Annotated in this window: 16 protein-coding genes; 15 read left to right on the forward strand and 1 reads right to left on the reverse strand. The window is 42.3% G+C overall.

The window, feature by feature from the left end; genetic code table 11:
• The first annotated feature begins 13 nt into the window (after positions 1-13).
• From ACQQ5U_RS00325 to ACQQ5U_RS00395, 15 genes are all read left to right on the forward strand, one after another.
• Complete coding sequence (locus tag ACQQ5U_RS00325) at positions 14-2,470, forward strand: multicopper oxidase domain-containing protein (protein WP_090297505.1); 2,457 nt, start codon at positions 14-16, stop codon at positions 2,468-2,470.
• Positions 2,471-3,778: an APC family permease gene (locus ACQQ5U_RS00330; protein ID WP_036385867.1), complete on the forward strand. Its 1,308-nt coding sequence runs from the start codon at positions 2,471-2,473 to the stop codon at positions 3,776-3,778.
• 131 nt (positions 3,779-3,909) lie between these two features.
• Positions 3,910-4,539, forward strand: coding sequence for a DUF3347 domain-containing protein (locus ACQQ5U_RS00335; protein ID WP_090297508.1), 630 nt, complete (start codon positions 3,910-3,912; stop codon positions 4,537-4,539).
• Complete coding sequence (locus tag ACQQ5U_RS00340; RefSeq protein WP_090294899.1) at positions 4,540-4,998, forward strand: heme-binding domain-containing protein; 459 nt, start codon at positions 4,540-4,542, stop codon at positions 4,996-4,998.
• Between the two features lie 340 nt (positions 4,999-5,338).
• Positions 5,339-5,836, forward strand: coding sequence for a YybH family protein (locus ACQQ5U_RS00345; protein WP_437394914.1), 498 nt, complete (start codon positions 5,339-5,341; stop codon positions 5,834-5,836).
• Complete coding sequence (locus tag ACQQ5U_RS00350; RefSeq protein WP_067035945.1) at positions 5,836-6,537, forward strand: PepSY domain-containing protein; 702 nt, start codon at positions 5,836-5,838, stop codon at positions 6,535-6,537. The genes ACQQ5U_RS00345 and ACQQ5U_RS00350 overlap by 1 nt, the downstream gene beginning before the upstream one ends.
• Positions 6,538-6,810: 273 nt before the next feature.
• Positions 6,811-7,398 carry a helix-turn-helix domain-containing protein gene (locus tag ACQQ5U_RS00355; RefSeq protein ID WP_036383511.1) on the forward strand — a complete coding sequence of 196 codons (588 nt, stop codon included), beginning with the start codon at positions 6,811-6,813 and terminating at the stop codon, positions 7,396-7,398.
• 204 nt (positions 7,399-7,602) lie between these two features.
• A complete protein-coding gene (locus tag ACQQ5U_RS00360) occupies positions 7,603-7,827 on the forward strand; it encodes a heavy-metal-associated domain-containing protein (protein ID WP_090294903.1) in 225 nt (74 codons plus the stop codon).
• Between the two features lie 336 nt (positions 7,828-8,163).
• On the forward strand, positions 8,164-8,502 hold the full coding sequence (locus tag ACQQ5U_RS00365; protein ID WP_234414759.1) for a DUF305 domain-containing protein: 339 nt from the start codon (positions 8,164-8,166) through the stop codon (positions 8,500-8,502).
• Positions 8,503-8,799: 297 nt separating this feature from the next.
• Positions 8,800-11,058: a heavy metal translocating P-type ATPase gene (locus ACQQ5U_RS00370; RefSeq protein ID WP_090294906.1), complete on the forward strand. Its 2,259-nt coding sequence runs from the start codon at positions 8,800-8,802 to the stop codon at positions 11,056-11,058.
• A 27-nt stretch (positions 11,059-11,085) separates the two neighbouring features.
• Complete coding sequence (locus ACQQ5U_RS00375) at positions 11,086-11,295, forward strand: heavy-metal-associated domain-containing protein (protein ID WP_090297511.1); 210 nt, start codon at positions 11,086-11,088, stop codon at positions 11,293-11,295.
• Between the two features lie 781 nt (positions 11,296-12,076).
• Entirely contained in the window at positions 12,077-13,324 is a 1,248-nt protein-coding gene (locus tag ACQQ5U_RS00380; RefSeq protein WP_437394916.1) for a site-specific integrase, read from the forward strand.
• Between the two features lie 108 nt (positions 13,325-13,432).
• Positions 13,433-14,701: a DoxX family protein gene (locus tag ACQQ5U_RS00385; protein ID WP_437394917.1), complete on the forward strand. Its 1,269-nt coding sequence runs from the start codon at positions 13,433-13,435 to the stop codon at positions 14,699-14,701.
• 376 nt (positions 14,702-15,077) lie between these two features.
• Positions 15,078-15,473, forward strand: a complete 396-nt coding sequence (locus tag ACQQ5U_RS00390; RefSeq protein WP_437394918.1) for a BfmA/BtgA family mobilization protein — start codon at positions 15,078-15,080, stop codon at positions 15,471-15,473.
• Positions 15,474-15,495: 22 nt separating this feature from the next.
• Positions 15,496-15,834 carry a DUF5712 family protein gene (locus ACQQ5U_RS00395; RefSeq protein ID WP_437394919.1) on the forward strand — a complete coding sequence of 113 codons (339 nt, stop codon included), beginning with the start codon at positions 15,496-15,498 and terminating at the stop codon, positions 15,832-15,834.
• A gap of 439 nt (positions 15,835-16,273) precedes the next feature.
• On the opposite strand, the gene ACQQ5U_RS00400 is transcribed toward ACQQ5U_RS00395, so the two are convergent.
• Positions 16,274-17,521 carry a hypothetical protein gene (locus tag ACQQ5U_RS00400; RefSeq protein ID WP_437394920.1) on the reverse strand — a complete coding sequence of 416 codons (1,248 nt, stop codon included), beginning with the start codon at positions 17,519-17,521 and terminating at the stop codon, positions 16,274-16,276.
• Between the last annotated feature and the right edge of the window lie 25 nt (positions 17,522-17,546).

Below are 17,546 nucleotides of genomic sequence, written 5' to 3' on the forward strand. Positions count from 1 at the left end.
AAATGAATGAATGATGAAAATATTGAAATCTAAAATCTTGTTTTTTGTCCTAACTGCCTTGACGACCCATGTTTTTGGGCAAGTGGGGACAAATGGTGAGGACAGAAAAGAGGAAGGTAGACCTGTTCGGGAATACAATCTTGTACTGGAACAGAACAAATTGACCCTCGGTGGGGTCACTGCCGATGCAATGACCATCAATGGGAGTATTCCGGGACCGGTCTTGGAATTCAACGAGGGTGACTTCGCCCTGATCAACGTGACCAATAAGATGGATGTGGAAACCTCCGTACACTGGCATGGATTGATCTTGCCCAATTTTTATGACGGGGTTCCCTATTTGACCACACCGCCCATAGAACCTGGCACAACTTTCCAATATCGGATTCCGATCAACCAATCAGGTACCTATTGGTACCATTCCCACACCATGCTGCAAGAGCAAAAGGGGGTGTATGGCTCGATACTGATCCATCCCAAGGAAAAGACGTTGGACTACGATAAGGATTTGGTCGTGGTGCTCTCCGATTGGACGAACGAAAAGGCCATGAACGTGCTCCGAAACCTTAAACGGGGAAACGAGTGGTACCAGGTCAAAAAAGGGACCGCGGTGCCCTTGAGCAGGGTCATCAAGGAAGGTGCACTAGGTGCACAACTCAAATTTTGGCGAGATCGTATGGAAGGAGCGGATATTGCGGATATCTACTACCCCGCATTTTTGACCAATGGGAAAACATTGGCCGAATACCCTGATTTCAAACCAGGGGAAAAAGTGCGGCTCCGGTTCGTCAATGCCTCTGCCTCCACCTATTATTGGATAGATTTCGGTGGCGGTAACCCCATGGTGGTTTCCGGGGATGGTGTCGATGTGGAGCCTGTTTCCAAAAGTCGTTTTCTTTTTGGCATTGCCGAGACCTATGATGTCATCGTGACCGTTCCTGAAGGCACTTTGGAGGTAACGGCCACGGCACAGGACGGCTCCGGGCATACCTCGTTGCATTTAGGGCAGGGAACGCTTTTTCCCGCAACGACCATCGATAGGCCCGACAAAGTGGCGATGATGAAACAAATGGCCCAAATGGACATGAAAATGGGAGCTCCGGCAATGGCCGGCAACAAGAAGAAAAATACACCCGAATATTTGATGCAAAAGTATGGGATGCAGATGGACATGAAGGATGGCAGCATGGATATGGGTATGCACAATGGGATGTCGATGGATAAGACCGAAATGAGCGGTCAAAAGGATAAACCCATTGCGAAGATGGATGATAAAAGGCCTATGAATGCGAATGAAGATCATAGGCACATGGAGATGGATAAAAAGATGGGGGATATGGCAGGAATGGAAAAGGATTCAACGTCAATGAAATCCACCGGACATAAGGACAAGATGGAAAACCCTATGGTTCAGACTATGCCAATGATGCAGAAAGACACTTCAGCTTTTGATTACGATACCCGTAAAACGTATTTCAACTATGACTTCTTAAAAGCAAAGGAAAGTACTACCTATAATGCCGATCTGCCCGTCAATGACATTCTGTTGAACCTGACGGGAAATATGCAACGGTATATCTGGAGTATGAACGGTGTGCCACTTTCAGAAACCGATAAGATCAAGATCAAAGGTGGGGAAGTAACCCGGATCACCCTCAACAACCTGACCATGATGCACCATCCGATGCACCTCCATGGGCATTATTTCAGGGTCATCAATGAGAATGGTGAAAAGTCACCCTTGAAACATACGGTCAATGTGCCGCCCATGCAGAAAGTGGTCATCGAATTTTATAATGAAGAGTACGGGGATTGGTTTTTCCACTGTCATATCCTCTACCACATGATGGGGGGCATGGCCAGGGTTTTCAGTTATGATACCCCAAGGGATCTGAGGATGAAGGATTTTCCTGTTCAAAAGTTGGTAGATGAAACTGACCATTATTATGCTTGGGGTGCTGCCAGATTGGGTTCCAATTTTAATGAACTCTTCCTTGTTTCAAGTAATATCAGGAATGAATTTGGGGTACGGGCAGAATTTGACTACGACCAAAATGCCGAGGTGGAAGTCAATTATAACAGGTATCTCAATGACTGGGTACGGGTCTATGCAGGGGTAAACACGGAAACCTCCATCCCTGATTCCTATGACCGTTTCAATACAGTGGGACTGATAGGGGTCAAGTATTTTACCCCATACCGCTTTAATATGGATGTGAGTATGGACCACCAGCTGCGTCCAAGAATAAGGTTGGATAGGGAACTATTGCTTTTTCCCAGGATTTTCCTCGAGGGGGAATATGAATTTCGGGCCGATTTTGGATGGGTCAACGATTTGGGGAATTCATCCTATGAAAGTGAGACCCAATGGCTGGTAGGGGCCTCCTATATCCTTTCACGTAATTTTTCAATCCAGGCCAATTACAACAACCGATATGGTTGGGGCGGAGGCCTGCTAGCCCGTTTTTAAATGGCAGAATACAAAAAAAATAGCCTGAGTCTGACCAATACCATTGCTTTGGGAACCGGTGTGATGATCGGTGCGGGAATTTTTGCGCTCTTGGGTCAGGTTGCCGAACTCTCCGGCCAATGGTTTCCCTTTGCTTTTTTAATCGGGGCAGTCATCTCAGGTTTCAGTTCCTACACCTATGTCAAAATGTCCAATACCTACCCCTCTGCCGGGGGCATTGGCATGTACCTCAAAAAGGTTTACGGTAAAACGGCCTGGACCGCTACCGGTGCACTGCTGATGGCCCTTTCCATGGTCATCAATGAGAGTTTGGTGGCCCGGACGTTCGGGACCTACGTATTGGAGCTTTTTGATGTGGAGTCGAAAGGATTCTGGCCCCCGATCCTTGGGGTATTGTTGTTGATCACAGCCTTTATTGTCAATGTGATGGGAAACAAAGCTATCGGGGGATCGTCCTTGGTCATGGCCATACTAAAAATCGGCGGGATAGCGGTTTTTGCCATTGGTGGCCTTTGGGCAGCTGGATTTACCTTTGATCAGGTCGTTCCTTCCCAGTCCTTGACCGAGCATTCCCTGGTGGATTATTTGGGGGCATTGGCACTGTCGATATTGGCCTATAAGGGTTTTACCACCATTACCAATAGTGGGGATGAGATCGTCGATCCCAAACGTAACGTGGGACGGGCCATTGTCATTTCTTTGGTGATATGTACCCTGGTCTATCTCATGGTGGCATTTGCGGTCTCTTCCAATCTTTCCATCCAGGAAATCATTGCGGCCAAGGACTATTCGCTGGCCGAGGCATCCAGACCCGCTTTTGGAAAATATGGGGTCTGGTTCACCGTTGGTCTGGCGATCATATCCACCGTTTCCGGGGTCGTTGCCAGCATTTTTGCCGTTTCCCGGATGACCACCATGCTCACTGAAAAGGAATTGATACCACATCGACATTTTGGGATTCCCGGGGACATACAGAAACATATGTTGGTGTATACCGTGGTGATTGCCATAGGGCTCACCATGTTGTTCGATCTGAGCCGGATCGCTGCATTGGGGGCCATCTTTTATTTGATCATGGATATCGGGATCCATTGGGGGGTCCTAAACAATCTACGAAAGGAAATCGGTGCAAATCCCATTATCCTCATTACGGCCCTTGTGCTGGATGTACTGGTGTTGGGCGCCTTTATTTGGTCAAAGGCCGGTAGTGATCTTTTGGTGGTCATTGTTGCCCTGGTATTGATGGTGCTTATTTTTTTCGGGGAACGATTGTTTTTGGGGAAAAAGCGTACGGTCGAGGAAGAATAAGGGTAGAGTGCCTGCGTGGGAGAAATGGAAAATTAGATGAAAAAATTAAAATAGCAACAATAATGGGGGATAATACAAATATGCCGACCCTGGGCAATCAAAATGAGGAATTAATCTTAAAATCAATTACAATGAAAAGAACAACAGTTACATTAAGTACAATTGCCATTGCGCTTTTGACCATTACCGTGATTTCCTGTAAGGACGGTAAGAAGGAAACAAATGACAAGGAAGGAGCCCATATGGAGATGGGAACGGAAGAGGGCCATCACCATGAGAGCTCTGCGGGGGAAATGGACCACGGGACCATGGACCATGATATGGGTTCGTCCGATGCACAGGGCACATCTGTGATCGACAGCTACCTCCAACTGAAGGATGCCCTGGTGGCGGACAATAAGGATGAAGCGGCCAAATCGGGCCAAGCCTTGGCCAGTGCCTTGGGCAGCTTTGATATCAGCGGATACGATGAACAGCAACAGAAGGAGCTGTCCGATATCATTGAAGTGGCCAAGGAACATGGGGAGCATATCGCCAAAAGTGATATCGGTCACCAACGGGAACACTTTGAGGGACTGGGCAAGGATATGGTCGATTTTATTGCCATAACCGGGACTTCCAAAACCTTGTACCAACAATTCTGCCCCATGTACAACAACAACCAAGGAGGAACGTGGCTCAGCGCAAGCAACGAAATCCAGAATCCATTTTTTGGAAGTAAGATGTTGACCTGTGGTAAGGTGCAAAAGGAAATCAATTAAATGAAAGTGCTGAAAATCATAGCATTGGTAGTGCTATTGGGATTTGTGGGCATCCAGTTTGTGCCCACAGAACCCAACTTGAGCGATGTGGTTCCCGATACGGACTTCATGTCGGTGAACCAGGTTGCCAAGGATATCGAACACGATTTGCGGGTATCTTGCTATGATTGCCACAGTAACAACACCCAATACCCGTGGTACAATAAGGTCCAACCCATCGCCTGGTTTTTGGAAGAACACATCAAAGAGGGAAAGGAAGAACTCAATTTCAATGAATGGGGCGACTATTCGGATCGAAGAAAAAGGAGCAAACTAAAGTCCATCGCAAGTCAGATCGAAGACGATAAGATGCCCCTATCTTCCTATACCCTGATCCATAAGGATGCAAAATTATCGGTGGAAGAGAAAGAACGGATATTGACCTTGGTAAATGATCTAATGGAAGAATTGGATAATTGAAAATGACATGGAAATTACCCTAAAACCGGGACAAACGATATTGCTATTGTTGTTGGTCATGTCCGGTTACTATGAATGAGGAAATAAAGTCCTGAAAGGGAGGGGAACACCCAAAGTTGATTGGTTGGTGAGTTAGTTAGTTAATCGTTCCCTTCCCTTGTCAGGCACTAATGGAAAAAAAGGATGAAAGATTGTTGTCGTGACAATGGACCTGTGCAGCCGAAAAAGGCCATTTTAAAAAAATGGTTGGCCCATATCCTGTATGGGATCGTCATTTCGATTGTCCTGGGAGCCTTTATCATACAATATATACTAACCTAAACAATGTTAAAACAAACCAATGAAACGTATTACTTTACAGATTTTTCTAATGGCCGTATTTCTCACAGGGACAAGCTTTGGCCAAACAAACCCTAACAAGGAAAACCTAGACCAGGACAGGGCCGCTGTGCTGAGGATATTGGAAAGCTATAAAGAAGCACTGCAAAACTTGACCACGGAAGGTACCTTGGAGCTTTTTGCGGAAGATTCCGAAGTTTTTGAATCCGGGGGCGTGGAAGGCACCTATCAACATTATCACGACCATCATATAGGTCCAGAACTTGGACATTTCAACAGTTTTAAGTTCTCGGATTATACCATTGAAGTGAAGGTGGAGCTACCCTTTGCCTTTACTTCGGAAAGCTATGTCTATACCATTGGCCTAAAATCGGAAAATGGAGGTGAGGGCAAAACGATCAGCAGAAAAGGGGTTGCCACCACCATCCTTAAAAAAACGGATGGGGATTGGAAAATTGTAAAGATGCATAACTCCTCACGGAACAACGGGAAGAACTAATGGTCGGAAGAAAAACATCGATGAAGGTCAGAAAGATACATAGATATCTTGGCCTATTTATTGGGATCCAGTTCCTAATGTGGACCATCAGTGGACTATATTTTAGTTGGACGGACATTGACGAGATCCATGGAGATCAATTCATCAAGGAGCATCCGGACCAGTCAGAATTTGGGAATTTAATTGCTCCCAATGGACACGGGAACGTTAAAATCAAATCTTTGGAAATGAGAAATATAGGGGGAAGTCCCTATTATTGGATCAATGGTGGGGTTTTGATGGATGCACAAACGGGGGAGATCAAAAAGGGTATCGATGAACAACAGGCCTTGGCCGTTGCTTCACAGTATATGTTGCCCGAACTTAAGGTCAAAAGTGTCGAAAGACTCACCCAAACAGGTGGGCAGCACGAGTATCGTGGACGTCCATTACCGGCCTATGTGATCACCTATGAAACGGATGAAAACCTAAAAGCGTATGTCTCAGAGACCGATGGGTCGTTTCAACGTGTAAGGTATCGGTCCTGGAGATGGTTCGATTTTTTGTGGATGACCCATACCATGGACTATGAGGGACGGGACGATTTTAACACCATGGTTTTACGGATTTTTTCCCTGATGGGATTGATTACCGTTTTGAGCGGATTCTTGTTGTGGTATGTCAGCTCACCAACGATCAGAAAATTATGGAAAAGGCGATAGTTCAAACACATTGACATACTTATTTGGCAAAGGACTCCTGTTAGGAGCAAATAGTTGACTATTGTGCCAGTTGAACCATTTTGGGAAAAATGAGCGAACTTAGGAGGCAAAGACGAAAGAAAAAAAGGGATCTGGCGAAAAAGAAACGGGATTCGGCCAAGAAAAGAAAGGAAAAAAGAATGAAAATCCTTGGCATATTGGCCTTGATATTGATCATTATATTGGCAGTGGTCGTCATTTTTTTGAAGGCCCTGTGGAAATTCACTGCATGATATGGAAGTTGGGTCCAGTAAATCGAAAGATGTGTTGTACATCAAAAACATGGTCTGTCCGAGATGCATCATGGCCGTCAAAGGTATTTTGGACGATGAGGGCATTCCCTATATGAATGTGTCGTTGGGTGAAATAACCCTCAATGGGAAAATCACGCCTGAAAAACGGGAAGGTCTCAACGAACGACTTGAGAAAATTGGATTTACGATCATCAACGATCGTAAAGGTCAGTTGATAGAACAGATCAAAAACCTAGTGATTGAGGCGATACACTACACCGGACCCATGGAAAAGGTCAAATGGCCCGAATACCTTTCCGATGGATTGCATCTTGACTATAAGTATCTTAGTTCGCTGTTTTCCGCGGTGGAAAGCATTACCTTGGAGCAATATATCATCAACCAAAAGATTGAAAAGATCAAAGAGTTTCTTGTTTATGACGAATTGGGCTTAAAGGAAATAGCGTTTCAATTGGACTATAGCAGCGTTGCCTATTTAAGCAACCAATTTAAAAAAGTAACTGGAATGACACCTACACAATTTAAGAAAAGTGCCATTCAAAATAGAATATCGCTTGATGATATTTAACCTCTACCATTAAGGGCGCAATACCTTTCCAAGGAACCAGCTTCCTAAACGCTATTTAAAAAACATCTTTCTTCGCAAATGGGTCAAGGTTTGTTTTTTTTCAAACAATGCCCTTATACAGAAAGTGTTACTTTTCCCATACGTGTTGGAACCAACATTGTTGATTCTATGTGTAAAATTGTTAAAATATAAAATCATCACAACATGAAAAGAAGATACCAAATAGAAGGAATGACTTGTGATGGCTGTAGGGGGCACGTTGAAGAAGCTCTTTTCAATGTGGCCGGTGTAGCCGATGTAGCGGTCAATCTAAAAAACGCAGAAGCTACAGTGGAGTCGCAATTTGAGGTCCCCCTTGAAAATCTACAAAAGGCATTGGAAAATAACGGAGGTCAATATAAAATACAAGCGATGAGCAAAGCCAATTGAACCAATATATGATAACTGGGACAGGTAAATTGTCAGGCCTACAATTGGAATGGAACAATACAATAATCGAAAGTCAAGGAATAATCACAATAACCAGATAAAATTTGCACAATGGAAGATAGTCAAAGGAAATCCAATAATTATTTAAAGTTTTTTGCGATGATTGGCACCTCAATGGTCGCCATGTTTTTTTTAATGTACACCCACTCATATCAAATCATTGATCATTTTTGGTATAGTGAGACTAGATTTTTCATGACTTTGATAATGGGGGGATCGATGATCATTATTATGCTGCTATATATGCTACAGATGTATAAAGACCGACGCAAGAACATGTCAATTTTAGCCTTGGGTGTTTTGTTGATTGCAGGTGGGATATGGCTGGTCAGGAGTCAGGTTACCGTTTCAGGAGTCGACTACATGGAAGGAATGATACCCCATCATTCCATTGCTATTTTGACCAGTGAACGTTCTCAAATAAAAGATGTCAGGGTACGTGAGCTTGCCAATGAAATTATCAAGGCACAACGCAGGGAGATAATGGAAATGCAATGGTTGATAAACGACATCAAGGAAAATGGAATAGTGGAAACCGAAGCTGGGAAAGAAAAGCGGCCTATTCCTAAATTCGAGGGATCGCTTAGCGAAGAAACAAAGAATCTGGCCGAATGAGAGGCGATTACTTACTACCAATGCTTTCGTTTTGCCCCAAGTTCACTACAATGGTTTGTCCTATCGAATATATTCTAAACTGATCGGGGCAAATTCTCCAAAAAAGATTGACGTGGGCGAACCTGATCTCATAGATGTTGCCGAATTCTAAAAACCACTCACCAATTAAGGTTAAGTACTTGACGAAGAAAGGTAAAGGTTGATTTTTCGGAAAATTCTACAACTCTTTCAGTAAATAACGTAACAGTGCATTTTAGGTCTATTCTGAAATTTGTACCATACAAATCGGAGTAGAAAATGGATGCAATCGATATTATTGAGGACACCGAAAGGAAACCGAAGACGGTGTCAAAAAAATCTTTCCCGGTCACTGGAATGACCTGTGCTGCCTGTGCATCCAGCGTGGAATCCATGCTGGGCCATACGGAAGGGGTCTACAATGCCAGTGTCAACTTTGCCAATAGTACGGTCCTTGTGGAGTATGACAGTGCTATGGACCTAAGCGATCTTCAAAATGCGGTACGTCAAATCGGTTATGATATAATTGTCGATGCCGAGGATCCTACCGAAGTACAGGAAGAGCTTTCGAAAAAGCATTATGTATCCATAAAAAAGCGAACCCTTTGGTCCGCTATTTTGACACTTCCCATTTTCCTTCTGGGGATGTTTTTTATGGATTGGGTCCTGGGTAGGTGGATTTCGTTGGTACTTGCCGTTCCTATCCTGTTCTGGTTTGGCCGAAGTTTTTTCATAAATGCCCTCAAACAGGCCAGATTCGGTAAGGCCAATATGGATACCTTGGTCGCACTCAGTACGGGCATTGCCTTTTTGTTCAGTGCATTCAATACCTTTTTTCCTGAATTTTGGCTCAGTAAAGGCATGGAACCCCATGTATATTATGAGGCGGCCACAGTGATCATCACCTTTATTTCATTGGGGAAATTATTGGAAGAAAAGGCGAAATCAAATACATCCTCCGCCATAAAGAAATTGATGGGGTTGCAGCCCAAGACCTTAAAGGTGATAGAAGATGGGGAGGAAAGGGAAATCTCTATTTCTTCGGTCAAGGTAGGTCAAACGATATTGGTCAGACCGGGAGAGAAAATCCCTGTGGATGGAACAGTGTCCAAAGGAAGTTCCTATGTTGATGAAAGTATGATCACGGGCGAACCCGTCCCTGTAGAAAAGACAAAGGGTGAAAAAGTTTTTGCCGGTACCGTAAACCAAAAAGGAAGCTTTCAGTTTGTAGCTGACCGGGTGGGAGGGGAGACCCTTTTGTCCCAGATCATCAAGATGGTGCAGGAAGCACAGGGGAGCAAGGCGCCCGTACAAAAATTGGTGGACAGGATTGCCGGTATTTTTGTTCCCGTGGTAATGACGATTTCAGTGGTGACATTTATCACCTGGATGTTCCTGGGAGGTGAGGACGCTTTTACCCATGCACTGTTGACCGCAGTTGCCGTATTGGTAATAGCTTGTCCTTGTGCGCTGGGTTTGGCAACCCCCACGGCCATCATGGTGGGAATCGGCAAGGGGGCCGAACACAATATCCTCATCAAAGATGCGGAAAGTTTGGAGTTGGGTTACAAAGTAAATGCCATTGTCCTGGATAAAACGGGAACCATAACAGAAGGAAAGCCAGTGGTGACCGATATGGTCTTTGCGGACCATGTGACCGATCACAGGGGCCTGGAGCAAATTTTATATGCCATGGAAGGACAGTCCGAACATCCCTTGGCTGAAGCCGTGGTCTCCTTTTTAAAAAATAGAAAGGTAAATCCGATCGAAATTTTGAACTTCAATAGTATTACAGGAAAAGGTGTTCGAGCTGAGGCATTGGATGGAACCCAATACCTTGTGGGCAATCATAAGTTGATGGTCGAAAAAGGAATCGCCATGGATGACAACCTGGGGCACATGGTCGAAGGGTTAGAGCAGGAGGCCAAAACGGTCATATACTTTGGCGGTGGAGGCAAGGTAAAGGCGATTTTGGCCATTATGGATAGCATAAAAAAGTCCTCAAAGGAAGCCATACGGGAAATGCAGGGGAATGGTATGGAAGTTTACATGATGACCGGTGATAACAAGATGACAGCCGAAGCCGTATCACAACAGGTGGGTATCAAAAGCTATGAAGCCGAAGTGCTCCCATCAGAGAAAGCTGATTTTGTAAAAAGTCTTCAAGAAAGTGGAAAGGTGGTCGCCATGGTGGGCGATGGTATCAATGATTCGCAGGCACTTGCCCAAGCAGATGTCAGCATCGCCATGGGCAAAGGGTCCGACATAGCCATGGATGTCGCGAAAATGACCCTGATCACCTCTGATTTAAATGCGATTCCCAAAGCGCTGAAGCTCTCCCATAAGACCGTTATAGGTATAAGACAAAATCTTTTTTGGGCCTTTATATACAATATCATTGGAATTCCTATAGCTGCAGGGCTGCTGTATCCGATCAATGGATTTTTGTTGGACCCGATGATAGCTGGTGCCGCTATGGCCTTTAGCAGTGTATCGGTCGTATTGAACAGTTTGAGGCTTAAAACGATTAAACTATAGTAATTTTCTAATTTAAAATCGATGAACATGAGTACATTACAATTCAAATCAAATATTAAGTGCAGTGGGTGTGCCAATACCGTAAAACCATTTTTGGATAAGGTGGATGGCGTGACCGATTGGTCTGTAGACTTTGCTTCCCAAGACAAATTGTTGATCGTACAGACCACAAGTGCCACGGAAGAGGAAATCACTTCTGCCGTTGAATCGGCTGGATATCATTTGACCAAGAAATAAAAGGAACGTCCAGAAGAATATATTAAAAGGTTCGAATAGGATTGGGGGTTACCTTAATCCTATTCGGGTTGTATAAGTTTATTGGATTTTTCTACACAACTTCGGTATAGGCATGGTCATTGGTAGTATTGAAAACATCACAAGATTCAGGTATCACTGCAATCAAAATCTCTAAACTCGATCGTGTCCATCATGTAAGGTGGACCAGTAATGGCTTGGCTGGAACACCGGTGGCAAAAATCTAAATCTTGTAATTTATACGGCTAGGTTAAAATTGACAATCAAAGTTCTTATTATATCTGCTTGTCGATAGGCCGAATAGATGCTTAACTTGTTTGTGATGAGCTTTTGAACTCACAAAAATTCCTTTGTCTATTTTGATTTAAAATTAAATAAAACAAGATGGTGTGGTTTGATTTTAAATATCGATATTTACGTTGTGAAAATCATTATTTCACACGAAGATGTCCTATGGGATGTCCTATTTTGGTAAAATCGACATAATATTCTGGATATTAATGGGTTAGCACCTCGTCAAGAGGTCAGTCATCCCGACTTACCTTATTTAAGTAAAATCAAAACACTGTTAATCTTATGATTTTCAGTGTTTTGTGTTTTCAGGCATATCGTTTGAATTCATTTAAAACCATCTAAAATCATATCAAGCGTGTTCCCATCGGGAGCAAACACTTACAGTTCTTGTTGTAACTTTAAATGACTTTTAGAACCATTTTTCTTGTGTTTTGACTTTCACAGTATTCACACTCTAAAAGGTTACAACATGCAGAAAAACAATCGTTTAACAATCAATTTCTTTATTAGAAAGCACAAGGTTCAATCCGAGAACCTAATTGTCTATTGTAGGATCACCATCGATGGAGCGCGCACCGATTTTAGCATAAATCGGGAGATAAAATCCAATTTATGGGATAATAACCGTAAAAGGGGCAAAGGTTTTTCCAGTTATGTGATTTCCCTGAACAAGTACCTGGACCAAATTTATACAGGACTACATGAGGCCCATAGATTGATGATGGCAGAAGAAAAAGTAATCACTCCACTATCTATCAAAGCAAGATTTTTTGGGGAAGATGAGGGCGGAAAAACATTGAAACAATTGATTGCCTACCACAATGGAACCATGCACACTTCTTTACGTCCGGGAACCAGAAAGAATTACCACATCACCGAACGATGCGTGGGCCTATTTTTAAAAGAGGAATATGGAGTTGAGGACATAAAGCTCAAAAAATTGAACTACCGTTTTATATCGGACTTTGAGCAGTATCTAAGAAAGTACAGACCATCTACACGAACCAAGTGCACAAATAACGGGGCCATGAAACATATGGAACGGCTTAAAAAAATGTCAAGGTTGGCCGTTCGGTTGGATTGGATAACAAAAGACCCTTTTGAAAACTATAAACTGCGTTTTGAGAAAACCGAACGGGAATATTTGACCAAACGGGAATTGAGGTTGATAGAAGAAACCACGTTCACAAAAGAGGGGGTTGAGAAATGTAAGGATGTGTTTCTATTCTCGTGCTATACTGGACTATCCTATATCGATGTCAAGGCATTGACCCCAGACCATCTGCTTAAAGGAATAGACGGTAACGACTGGTTGTTTACCAAAAGGATAAAAACAGACGAAAAACTCAAAATCCCCCTACTACCACGAGCAAAGGAAATCATCAAGAAATATGAAGATTCAGCCGAAAGGAGAATAACGAAAGTCCTACTACCTGTTTATAGCAATCAAAAAGTCAATTATTACTTAAAGGAAATCTGCAAAGCTTGTGGGATAAACAAGAAGGTAACATTCCATACTGCTAGGCACACTTTTGCCACAACGGTAACACTCTCCAATGGAGTCCCTATAGAAACTGTCTCAAAGATGCTCGGCCATACCAAACTTTCCACTACACAAATCTATGCCAGGGTATTGGAACACAAGATAGGGGAGGACATGCAGAACCTTATTGATCATATGGAAAAAAATGAGCAAAAAGATTCTACAGGAAGCTAATAGTAATCTCCAACAATGATGTTTAAACTAATTGTTTAGTTATAACTATATTTGAGAAGATAGTTTCTCCAATTTAATCACATATTAGCCATCAATGACAACACAACTATGAAGAGGATATTTGATAATTTTACCTTTTGGGGAACACTGTTTCTAATTACCTATTTCTTTTTATACATCTTTCCGTTTCCTTTGGAATGGCTACCGTTCAAAGTTGGAGAAAGCATTTCATCTTATGTAGATAAGTTTTGGCAGTGGTTGGTTTTGTTATTGGTAAAGGACGGTGTAGGCTATCAAGGTGATATTGCTACACGTGTCAATGGTAGCGGGGATACGAGCTACCATTTTTTTAAACTTCTTGTGCAAGGGGCAATTTCGGCCATTGTTGCGACGATTTGGCTTATTCTTGATAAAGCAAGGGATTTCTTTGGAAGAATTAAGAGGTTTGCCGCCGTTTATATTCGTTATTATTTAGCATTCACAATGTTGACCTATGGCCTAGCCAAAGTGTTTCCTAATCAATTTTGGGAACCTGGTCTAACCGATATGTTAAGGCCATTTGGTGAAATTTCTCCAATGGGGTTACTATGGAAGTTTATGGGGTATTCTGTTCCCTATATCATTTTCACTGGTGTAATGGAGGTAATGGCAGGCGTACTTCTTTTTTTCAGAAAGACCACTAGACTTGGAGCAATTTTGGCGTTTGGAATAATGCTCAATGTTTTTGTTTTGAACATGAGTTACGATGTACCTGTAAAGCTCTTCTCATTTCATTTGGTATTACTGTCCATAATTATACTATCAAAGGACATTACGGGACTTTTGAATTTTTTCGTTTTGAACAAGCCGGTTCCTGCCAATAAAATAGAACCATACTTTAAAAACAGGAGATATGTTAAAATCGGTTTTTTTGTGAAAGGCTTTATCATTCTCTTTATCACTTCGGTAATGGTTTCAAATAATTATAGCAACCAATGGAAGTACGGGAGAAAAGCAGAGATGCCAAGTCTATACGGAATTTATAATGTTGAAACTTTTATTGTGAACAATGACACCATTGAACCGTTGTTGACCGACGAAAATAGATGGCGAAGATTTATAGTCGATAGGTACAGTTCCAACATAACCAAAATGAATGGTGATATTCTTTATGCTGAAAGTGTGGTGGATACCATCAACACCACGATTCAAATAAAACCATTTAAAGAACCTTCAACATTTAACTTCCAATACGAGTTAAGGGACAGTGTTTTGGTCTTTACTGGAACCAAAGGTAAAGATAGCATTAGGATAGATTGTAAGATAAAGGATAAGAATGAGTTTTATCTTATGAAAAGAGGGTTTCATTGGATTAACGAATTCCCGAACAATAGATAAAGTTCAGTATATTATCATGTGTTCTAAAACACAAATTAGTACGGCACATATTTGATTTGACTTTCCAAAAGCCCGTACGGATCAATATAAAATTAAAGGGCAGCTGATTTCCAATCATGCTGTATTTATTCGGTCCCGCTCGCGGGACGAAGGAATAGCAAGAGGGTGATGCGCAAATTGCGCCATCACGGTTGTTTTCGGGTGTTCAACAAGTTGAAAACCAGTCAATTGAACAGGTTTTGGAATACTGTACAAAATCAGTGGCTACAGTAGACTTTTCCGAAATCTACAGTAAATCCCCTCGGAAGCCCTATAAATACTGGAAATTTTTGACGAAAAAATTGACGCAAATTGACGAAAAAACAAAATCGCACCTATGGAAAAGCAATCTACAAACGGTAGAACAAAGAAAGGGACAGGTGGTTATTCCAACATTACCATAAAGAAGGAAACGGCCATACGCTTTTGCAGTTATTCCAAAAGGTTCAACAAGTCCCATAGCGAAGTGTTGGATGGAATGATACAATACTTCAAGGAGAACAACCTTGACCCTTTTGGAGAGGGAACAAAGATCATCATTGACAGTATCAAAAAATTGGAGCGACAGATGATGAAAAAATTCGACAGGCTCATTGCCATTATCAAGAACATGGAAAAGACCAGTATCCGACCTACCTATGAAATGGTACTCATTCTTTATGAGGCCTATGTAAAGGATGGCGCACCTTCAGGCTCCACTCCTATTATTTTGGTCTTGGGCGATAAAGCTTGAAACGTACCACAAAGCCCCACAGGTGGATCTGAACGGAAAGACCGTCAAGAGAGGCTTTGATAGGGATAGTTTTTACCAAGCAGCCGAAAAGACCTTTGACAGGACAACTGGCTTCAAGCGGAATTATGTGGAATCCTATGTAGGGAGAAAGGCCCATGCCAAGGAACCGGGGAAGTTCTTTGCCAAGGTGATGGGACTGCCCACCAAGGAAAAGGACATGGCCTTCAAACTACTTAAAACAATGGGGGTAAAGGCTCCGAGTATACCGACCAACAAAGTACAGATGGCTGCCAAGATCATCAAAGCCCTTGGAAGGGGTATCGATAAAGCTAGGGGAGCGGGTGAGGACATGGGGTATTGAAATCCAAAAGTAGGTTGTGCCCTATCGGGTTTTTGCTTTACGCTTATCTATCGGAACACTACAAAAACCCGACAGGATCCATGCGCAAAAGTTGGAGGTAAGATTTGGGGTTTTTGTTCTAATATTTTCGAACAGTTCGATTAAAAGCGGAGCTTACATTTTTAGGAAAGGTTACACTCTTAATTTGAACTTCCACCTTAAGTAATGTTCAATTTCCCTTGTTTTTTCCATATAAATGTGACTCTTGATTTATTATCATAATAGTAAACTATTAGTTGACGTATTCACATATACGGTATAGGGATTAAAAATTACGGGATTAAATTACATTTAGTCACTGTTGGCGCACTGAAGGACTTCATTTATTTACTCTGGGCATGGTTTTACCTCGATGGACTACTAAGGCTTTAAGGTTTCAATTTTTTGGTTTGGGATTAGATTAATATTGTTTTTTAATAAAGATTGAAGTTACCTCTGTGCTATTTGCAGGGTCGCTTGCGCTCAACCTCACCGGGACACCATTTTTCCAATACGTGGCTACCCTGAGGCCATTGATTACTTCAAAGCCCCCAACATAGACATCACCATCCATTACATAAACCGAATTCGCAATTGCATCGTTGTTGCCATTGGTCAGGTCTTCTCTGTTGTCATTTTTCCAAACAATAGCTGTTGATCTAGGAGATATTGTTTCTCTTCCTACTACATATACATCGGTTTGGTCAACAAAAATATCGTTAGCTATGGCGCTGTTACTACCATTGGTAAGGATATGGGGTACGCCATTTTTCCAATATTTCGCCACATTAGTTGAACCGTTGAATTCGTTCCCGGCTACGTACACATCATCTTCCACGACGTATATGGATTCAGCCGAACCAAAGGTAATGCCATTTCCTAAAATTTGTAGGATACCATTTTTCCAATAAACAGGCTGGTAAAAATTACCATTGTCTTGCTTACCCGAAACATACACGTCATTTTCGTTTATAAATACATCAGAAGCGACAGAGAAACCTAACCCATTGTTTAGAGTGGTAACATTGCCGTCAGTCCACAATTTTGCAAAATGCGTAGAGCCGTTCCACTCTCTTCCCACAATGTAAACTCTGTTGTTATATACCTTGATGGCTTGCGCTGTGGTGGATGTTGGTAAATCTACAGGAGCGTTGTTTGTCCAATATCTCGCAATATCAACTGCTCTACCACAAATATATACATCGCTGTCATCGGTTACAAAAATAGAGAGGGCATATTCATTTTGTGCACCATCGCTCAATAGCACAGCCTTGCCGTTTTTCCAATATTTGGCAATATACGTAGACCTACTGCTGGAGTATTCGTGCCCGGCAGCATATATGTCGGTTTGATAAACATTTACGGTAACGGGGTCACTTGCAGTATAACCGCTTTTTTTTGCCACAACGGTGTAGCTCCCTTTATCGGAAAACGTATGTTCAAGACCGGTAATGGGCTGTTCGTCTATATAAATTTCTGCATCAGTAACAGCTTCTTCGTTGGCTGTTATCCTAAAAGTTACCGTGTTGCCTTTTTCAATATCATCTTCATAAACAGTAAGGCCTAACTTTATTTGTTCTGTTTTTGGGGCATCGTTATCTTTTGAGCAAGAAAAGAGCATAAAAAGCGAAAGGGCACTCCCTATTATCAGGTGGGTATAATTTTTCATTTCTATTGTATTTAATGGTTAATAT

Source organism: Flagellimonas lutimaris, from assembly GCF_051494225.1.
GTDB classification, from domain to species: domain Bacteria; phylum Bacteroidota; class Bacteroidia; order Flavobacteriales; family Flavobacteriaceae; genus Flagellimonas; species Flagellimonas lutimaris_A.